The sequence below is a fragment of the Stenomitos frigidus ULC18 genome, assembly GCF_003003795.1.
Classification (GTDB): Bacteria; Cyanobacteriota; Cyanobacteriia; order Leptolyngbyales; family Leptolyngbyaceae; genus Stenomitos; species Stenomitos frigidus_A.
Genome location: NZ_PVWK01000087.1, coordinates 1 through 7,667, shown reverse-complemented (window position 1 = coordinate 7,667; position 7,667 = coordinate 1). Strand labels below are relative to the sequence as shown.

The 7,667-nt window shown below is 53.8% G+C and carries 5 protein-coding genes and 1 pseudogene; 3 read left to right on the top strand and 3 right to left on the bottom strand.

Features of this window, described 5'->3' with window-relative positions; genetic code table 11:
- Positions 1–343 precede the first annotated feature (343 nt).
- Entirely contained in the window at positions 344–541 is a 198-nt protein-coding gene (locus C7B82_RS16325) for a hypothetical protein (RefSeq protein ID WP_106257354.1), read from the top strand.
- 89 nt (positions 542–630) lie between these two features.
- On the opposite strand, the gene C7B82_RS16320 is transcribed toward C7B82_RS16325, so the two are convergent.
- A complete protein-coding gene (locus C7B82_RS16320; protein ID WP_106257353.1) occupies positions 631–1,050 on the bottom strand; it encodes a hypothetical protein in 420 nt (139 codons plus the stop codon).
- 30 nt (positions 1,051–1,080) lie between these two features.
- Positions 1,081–2,232 (bottom strand): tetratricopeptide repeat protein, encoded by a 1,152-nt coding sequence (locus C7B82_RS16315; RefSeq protein ID WP_106257352.1) that lies wholly within the window; start codon positions 2,230–2,232, stop codon positions 1,081–1,083.
- Between the two features lie 334 nt (positions 2,233–2,566).
- Here C7B82_RS16315 and leuS point away from each other — a divergent pair, with 334 nt between their 5' ends.
- Positions 2,567–5,185, top strand: coding sequence for a leucine--tRNA ligase (leuS, locus tag C7B82_RS16310; protein ID WP_106257351.1), 2,619 nt, complete (start codon positions 2,567–2,569; stop codon positions 5,183–5,185).
- Between the two features lie 54 nt (positions 5,186–5,239).
- Here the strand turns inward: leuS and C7B82_RS16305 are convergent, their stop codons facing one another.
- Positions 5,240–6,817, bottom strand: coding sequence for a family 10 glycosylhydrolase (locus C7B82_RS16305; protein WP_181357524.1), 1,578 nt, complete (start codon positions 6,815–6,817; stop codon positions 5,240–5,242).
- A gap of 572 nt (positions 6,818–7,389) precedes the next feature.
- On the opposite strand from C7B82_RS16305, the pseudogene C7B82_RS16300 reads away from it, so the two are divergent.
- Positions 7,390–7,667 (top strand): annotated as a pseudogene (locus C7B82_RS16300) (phasin family protein); the annotation flags it as partial.

The following is a 7,667-nucleotide window of genomic DNA, read 5'->3' as shown; positions in this document are numbered from 1 at the left end:
CGTCATTCAATTGAAGGCAAGGGAATCCTTCTCAACTTTACCCCCTTGTGACCCGTCAACAATTAATTGACAGACCACTAGCGAACATCCATCACTCTAACTTGCAAAGGCACTCAAGCACCTATAGCCGCTGATCGATGCCCTCCCGCTCTTCGTTCAGCCTCTAGCTTAAGGAGAAAAGCTCTCAAGCATACAATCGGACGGTGCCAATGATGTTCTAAAAATGAACCATTTCCATTCGTGCACCTATCTTAAGAAAGAGAAAGGGATTACCCGGATTTCTTGAAGTTTGCATGAAGAACGAAACGTACGCAACCGCATCACTTACGCAATGGTATCCACTATGAATTCACCGCTTTTTAATCGCACGATGTTACTCAAACTGCTCGCCGTTTTCACGCTAATTGGTGCCGCTGTCGCAGTCTTGCCCATTCCTCGTTTTGAGACGGAGACCAAAAGCGTAGGCTTTGAAATGCCCCTTCAAAAAGAAACCAGCGTGAAACTTTCAGCGATGGAACAAGGTTGGCAACTGGACAACTAAGAGCTGAAAAAGAACAATATCATCTTTCGTAGCCGTCAACGTTCATTCTTAGCAGGCAGAGAAGAGCTGATAGCTGCTTTCGACAGGCTCTATGTCGTTGGTTTTTCGTCGGCAGGCTTACGGGTTTTCGCTTCAATCTCTTCTAGTGTTTGCAAGACCAGGCGCTTCGCCTGTAGCTTCCAGCCCCATTTTTGGACGTTAAAGGCGATCGCGACGCCAACAAACGTAGCAATGAAATCGACGGGCTGCATAAACGAAATTCCAAGCAACAGACCCAAGCCAGCAATACCCCAAAACGGTAAAGCAACCACCTGACGCTGGTTCTCCACGATTTGGCTAATGGGATCAGTAGGCATTTCGGCCAGAAGCGTTTCTTTGACCTGTCGCTGTTCACCCGGCGGCACCGATAAGCCAATCTTCTGCCGCAGTTTTTCAACCTTGCGGGCGTCGGTGCTGTACTGCGTCAGTTCGTCCTCTGCCATCAGGATTAAACGCTCGTATTGTCCCATCGACTTCCTTTGAAATAGAGAGAGTCTTCATTATCCCTTACTGGCCTGCGATCGCCGCATAGCCACGAGACGATTCTGCTGTGCAAGCGCGTCATCAGGATGGGACTCTAGCACCTTGTCGTAGCAAGCGATCGCTTCCTCAAAGCGGTCTAACCTTAGCAAGACCCCACCCAAATTGGTGCGTGCTTTGGGATCATTGGGTCGGAGGGTAAGCGCATGGTCATAGCTATCAACGGCTTCCGCAAGGCGTCCCAACTGTTTCAGCGCAATGCCTCGATTGAACCAGCTTTCGTAGTGAGCGGCTTGAAACTCTAAGGCGCAATCGTAGCTGGAGATTGCACCCTCATAGTTACCCAGCTTTAAAAGACAACAGCCACGACCATACGCTGGCAAATGACTCGGCTGCAGTGCCAGCGCTTTGTTGTAACCCAGAATGGCATCTTTATACCGACCAGTCTGCTTCAGGCACATTGCCCACTGATACCAGGATTCAGCATCTTCAGGGTTGAGTCCTAACGCTTTGTCATAGCTGGCGATCGCGGCTGCATAGTCACTCAAACCCATCAGTGCAGCGCCACGACTACTGAATGCCGCCTGATAGTCGGGCTGTAGCTGTAGCGCCTGGTTGAAGTGCTTGATGGCGCTTTCATAGCGTTTGGTGGCATACAGTGCTAAGCCCTGGCTATACCAGGCGTCAGCGAACGCGGGTTGCAGTTCCAGAGCCTGATGTAGGGACGCGATCGCGGCGCTGTATTGTCCTAACGTATACAAGGAAAGCCCCAAACTGTAATGGGCATTTGGGAAATCTGCCTGAAGGGCTAACGCCTGCTTAAAGCTTTCGATCGCGCGTCCATGCTGCCCGCTGACAGACGCTACCCAACCCAGGCTGTAGTGGGTTGACGGAAGCGCAGCGTTACAGATCAGCGCTTGCTCAAAACTGGTGATGGCTTCGGCATAACGATCGAGGCTGATGAGCGCATTGCCCTTTTCATTCCAGGCGTTGCCGTGATTAGGCTGAAATTGAAGGATGTGATTAAAATGCGCGATCGCGGCTTCGTAATCGCCCTGTTGGCTCAGCGTTAAGCCACGCCGAAAAATGTTTTCGGTCTCAACAACATCAGCCTTAACCGCTTCAGTCTTAAACACTGTGGTCTCAATTTTGGTCTTAGTGGTCTGGCTCATGGCAGGTTAATGCGCCCTTCTAGCAATCAAAAGCACCTCTCGTGCTTCATGACTAGCATGCCCAAAAATGCTTTCATCGCTGCACCGTTCGTCGCAGAGTATCAGGAAACGAAGAAGCCTGGCACGGCATGAAGAAAAGACGCTAGCTTTCTGAGCAATGGCCTCGCTGACAACCATTCACCCAGTACGAGACCAAATTCGGCAGACGACTTGTAGTATGTGTAGTATATAGATAAGAGACCGGAACCAGAGCTAGAAGCGTCTGATAAAGCCGAAGCAATGACCATCAACCTTCTAGAATGATCTAAGCAAGCCGTTTGCAGGAGTTTTGTTCGTGGAGTCCCGTTATAATCCCGCATCAATTGAGAAGCACTGGCAGCAAACGTGGGCGGAGCAGGGGTTAGACCTGACACCCGACGATCGCAGCAAGCCCAAGTTTTACGCGCTGTCGATGTTCCCCTATCCATCGGGTAGTTTGCACATGGGGCACGTCCGCAACTACACGATTACCGATGTGCTGGCGCGGGTGCGGCGGATGCAAGGCTACCGGGTGCTACATCCCATGGGCTGGGATGCCTTTGGGCTGCCAGCGGAAAATGCGGCGATCGATCGGGGCGTTCATCCCGTCAAGTGGACGTACCAGAACATTGACCAGATGCGCACTGAGCTGAAGCGGTTGGGGCTGTCGTATGATTGGAGCCGCGAGGTAGCGACCTGTTCGCCAGACTACTACAAGTGGACGCAGTGGATCTTTCTGCAATTTTTTGAGGCAGGTCTGGCGTACCAGAAAGAGTCGGCAGTGAACTGGGACCCGATCGATCAGACGGTGCTGGCAAACGAGCAGGTCGATAGCGAAGGCAAGTCGTGGCGATCGGGCGCAAAAGTTGAGCGCAAGCTGCTGCGCCAGTGGTTCTTCAAAATTACCGACTACGCCGAGCAGTTATTGAATGACCTGGAGACGCTGACGGGATGGCCTGAGCGGGTCAAGCTGATGCAGGCAAACTGGATTGGCAAATCCACCGGCGCGTACCTGGAATTTCCGATCGTGGATTCAGATGAAAAAATTGGCGTTTTCACTACCCGCCCCGATACCGTGTATGGCGTGACGTATGTGGTGCTGGCTCCAGAGCATCCGTTGACGCAAGTAGTGACAACGAGCGATCGCGCAACAGCCGTAGATGCCTTTGCGCAAGAGATCGCCGACCAAAGTGAACTGGAGCGCACCGCCGAAGACAAACCCAAGCGCGGCATTCCCACAGGCGGCAAGGCGATCAATCCCTTTACAGGCGAAGAAATTCCCATCTGGATTGCGGACTATGTGCTGTATGAATATGGTACGGGCGCAGTGATGGGCGTCCCGGCTCATGATGTCCGCGATTTCAAGTTTGCGAAAGAGCAAGGGTTGGCGATTCGAGCAGTCGTTGCACCAGTAGGGGAGGCAGAAGGTAGTCACCACACACCCTACACCCCACACCCTACGCCCCCTGCTCAAGCATTTACCGAGCCGGGCGTTCTGATCAACTCCAGCACCTTCGATGGGTTGCCATCGATCGAGGCGAAGACGGCGATCGTGCAATATGCCGAGCAGAATGGCTTTGGTAAAGCACGCATTCAGTATCGTCTGCGCGATTGGCTGATCTCGCGGCAACGCTACTGGGGCGCACCGATTCCGATTATTCACTGCCCCAAGTGCGGTCCCGTTGCGGTGCCAGATGCCGATTTACCTGTGCAGTTGCCAGAGAATGTGGAACTCTCTGGTCGGGGAGGCTCACCGCTGGCAACGCTGGAGTCGTGGGTGAATGTTGCTTGTCCCACCTGTGGCACGCCTGCGAAGCGCGAAACTGACACCATGGATACGTTCATCGATTCGTCGTGGTACTTCTTGCGCTACCCTGACGCCACCGACGCTAACCAGGTGTTTGATCCGGCAAAAACCAACGACTGGATGCCCGTTGATCAATACGTGGGCGGGATTGAGCACGCGATTTTGCACTTGCTCTATTCGCGGTTCTTTACGAAGGTGTTGCGCGATCGCGGCTTGCTAAACTTCGGCGAACCCTTCCAGCGGTTGTTGACCCAGGGCATGGTGCAGGGCAAAACCTACAAAAATCCGCGTACGGGCAAGTACGTTATCTCGACACAGATTACGGATCTGAGCAATCCGATCGATCCAGAAACCGGCGATGCGCTGGAACTGGTCTATGAAAAGATGTCCAAATCCAAATACAACGGCGTGGCTCCCGGTGACGTGATTGGCAAATACGGTGCCGATACCGCACGGATGTTTATTCTGTTCAAAGCGCCACCTGAAAAGGATCTGGAATGGGATGAAGCCGATGTGGAAGGACAGTCTCGGTTTTTGAATCGGGTCTGGCGGTTGGTGACGGAGTTTGGAACGCAGCAGACTTCTACGGAGAAGCAGGCTACAGCGGTCAGCGGTCAGCGGTCAGCTTTGAACAAGGCAGAGAAGGAACTGCGGCGGGCGATTCATACTGCGATCGCAGCTATTACCGACGACCTGGAAGGGGATTATCAGTTTAATACAGCCGTTTCAGAGTTGATGAAGCTGAGCAATGCGCTGACCGATGCCGCCTGCAAGGATTCGCCCGTCTATGCGGAGGGCATTCAAGCTTTGCTGCTGTTGCTGGCTCCCTTTGCCCCTCACATTGCGGAGGAGTTGTGGCATGGATTGGGGCATACCGATTCAGTCCATACTCAGTCCTGGCTAACGGCTGATGCAACCGCGCTGATTGCCGATGAGAAAACCGTTGTCATCCAAATCAACGGTAAAACCAGAGGCGCGATCGAGGTACCAATCGCGATCGCCGATGACCGAGTGGCGCTAGAGCAGCAGATTCGCGAATCCGATATTGCCAAACGCCATCTCGACGGCAAGACTATCAAGAAAGTGATTGTCGTACCAGGGAAACTGGTGAATTTCGTCGTGGGATAGAAATTCTTTCCGTAGCAGCATTACCTGTAACGCTGCTACGGAAAGAATCTGCCCTTACGGTTGGCAAAATTTGCGATCGTTATCAGACCCCGGTTCTTGCCAGGAGTAAGCAAAGTGGCTGATCGAGCGAATTTGGGGTGCTGTGCGCTGGAGTGCCTGCATTTGCACCTCCAATGGTGGACGGTTGCTGACTGACTGTTGCCAAATGCCTGCTAGCACTGGTTTTACCTGAGTGCCAGGAGGCGCTGCATTGAGCACCCGTCGGATCTGCGCCATGACGCAGTTGGCACTGCCACAGGTCGCATACGCCATGGGATGCCACTCTAGCGAACTCGGAAACCGATCCCACGGTTGAAGGCGAGAATCAAAGCCATTCCGCCCCACGCTGAGGTTGCCATCTGAAAAGAAAACGGCTCCAGCAGGGATGCCCTGACGCTGCACAGGTGCCACCGCTGCATTGACAAAGTCCAGCACACCTTGAGTCGCATGGGCAACCGATAGCTGCCAAAGGTCAGACTGCAGCAGGGCAACCCGACGACCGATCGGTAGTGGCGTGGTGATCCGTGCTGGGTTCAAGCCTTGCCAGAGGGGCTCTCGCTCATTGGGGTAAAGCAAATTGAGATCCTTGAGGTCGTCACCAGTGATAAAGCCTTGCCCTAAGAAGCGCTGAATCAACTCCATGCCTCGATAGTTCAGTGCTCGTTGCAGGAGTGTTTGCTGAGACGCTTCGCCGTAGACCCACAAATCCTGAATTTTGCTAGCCACGGAGGCCGCACCATATCCACGGGGATAACGGACGTAATCGAATAGCACCCCATCCGGTCGGCGCTTGACGATCGCCTGCACCATCTGGAGATAATCTTGCCTTGCCTGGAGGCTGTAAGGATCGACAAAGGCCTCATCGGGGTTAACAGCACCCAATTCAACGCTGAGCCCAGCGATCGTGTTGGCGGTCAAACTGGTTTGCCCCAAACCGTTACGGGCGAGGGTTTGTTGTTTATCGGGACGGCGAACATAGCTCGCACCAAAGTTCATGCCAAATAACCAGGCATACACTTTCAAACCACGGTAATGGCCTTTGCGAATGATGTCAGCCAGCAGATCGGTATTCTCAGCCCTAGAACCGGCCAGGACAGAAGACCAGGGAGTTGGGTTATCGGTTGCGGGCAAGAGCACTTTACCGTTGTAAAACGCTTCCACATTGACCTGGGTATACCCTCGATTCACAATGCGATCTAAAACGGCTTCCAATGCGCCTGATTTAATATCGCAAGGATAGAGCCTCAGCCAGATCGCCTGTTTTTGAGGCCAGGACTGCTTGCGGCAGGCCTGCAGTCGCTCTCCATGTTGTTTGATCAGACTGGCATAGCGCTTTTGGGCATCCTTGTTCCCTGTCGTGGCGACCTGCCTCAACATTTCCTTCTGGTCGATCGCCGCTAGAGACTGCTGGCAATAGGGTGCTGTCTGCGCTTGAACAGGGAGTGGCGTTAAGGCACCCCCGAATAAACTAACCATCACCGCAGCGATCGCCGTTCGAATAGGCTGGCGTCTATAGGACAGTAACGGCGTTAATGCAATAGGATGACTCAACCGCGAGCGATCGCGTAAATAGAAAAACTGTACAAGCCGCATAGAGAATCTAGTACCTTTGGACAGATTGTTCCAACCATAATCTGCCCTACAAGATTAATGCAGGAGACCAGTTTTGGCGCGTTTGTTTTTGCCCAGTCAATTTCGGAGTCCAGCCAACAAAAGACCCATAGGGGCAGGCTTGATCACAAGGCTAACGGCTAGATGCCAAGACTCTGGCAAACCCTGCCTGTACCCAGCAGTAAATTTTTGCTTGGAAATCTCCTTCGGATCGCAGATTTAATCAGGTGCAATTCTTGCTGTAGGGACGTGATATGGAACGTCCCTTGTCGCTGCAGCGGTCGGTAACCGGTCGTCCCTAAGGGGCATCAAACACCGCTCTCTTGCTTGGGTGCCTGTATTTTTAAGAAGCGCATATCCAGTCCGGACACCGTTTGGTAGCGTTTGGCGCCACGCGCATAGGCCCATGAGGCCAACTCGAAGGCTCGCTAGAGCGTGCGAGCGCGCCTGTACAAGGACGCGTTGTCAAAGGGCCACCCCAAGCGACCGCCGCCGAAACGCTGCTTGGAGAAAAAACAGGGGTTGGGATTGATGTTTGTCTCGCCCGTTTGGATGTGTACCTGCGGCCCCAAGGGCCAACCTTAAAAGTGCCCCCCACCGAAGCTGGCGTCCGCACCCTGCTGGGGCAACGCCACCCAACGCCACCCCCTCGGGTCGTGGCCGCAGCGACGGGTGGCTGGGACGAACTGGAGGGTGCGGCAAAGCAGCGGCGCTCGCGGGCGGCGCCAACGGTGCGGGCTGACAGCGAAGACCAGCTCCAGGCGTTGGCGCCACGTCTGGATGCCTTGAAGCCGCAGATGCAAGCCCTCGCTCACCAGCAAGCGGATTGGCA

Bases quoted from the DNA above. Each gene is read 5' to 3' on its own strand.
- C7B82_RS16305 (WP_181357524.1), bottom strand. From the start codon at position 6,817: ATGCGGCTTGTACAGTTTTTCTATTTACGCGATCGCTCGCGGTTGAGT.
- C7B82_RS16325 (WP_106257354.1), top strand. From the start codon at position 344: ATGAATTCACCGCTTTTTAATCGCACGATGTTACTCAAACTGCTCGCC.
- C7B82_RS16320 (WP_106257353.1), bottom strand. From the start codon at position 1,050: ATGGGACAATACGAGCGTTTAATCCTGATGGCAGAGGACGAACTGACG.
- C7B82_RS16315 (WP_106257352.1), bottom strand. From the start codon at position 2,232: ATGAGCCAGACCACTAAGACCAAAATTGAGACCACAGTGTTTAAGACT.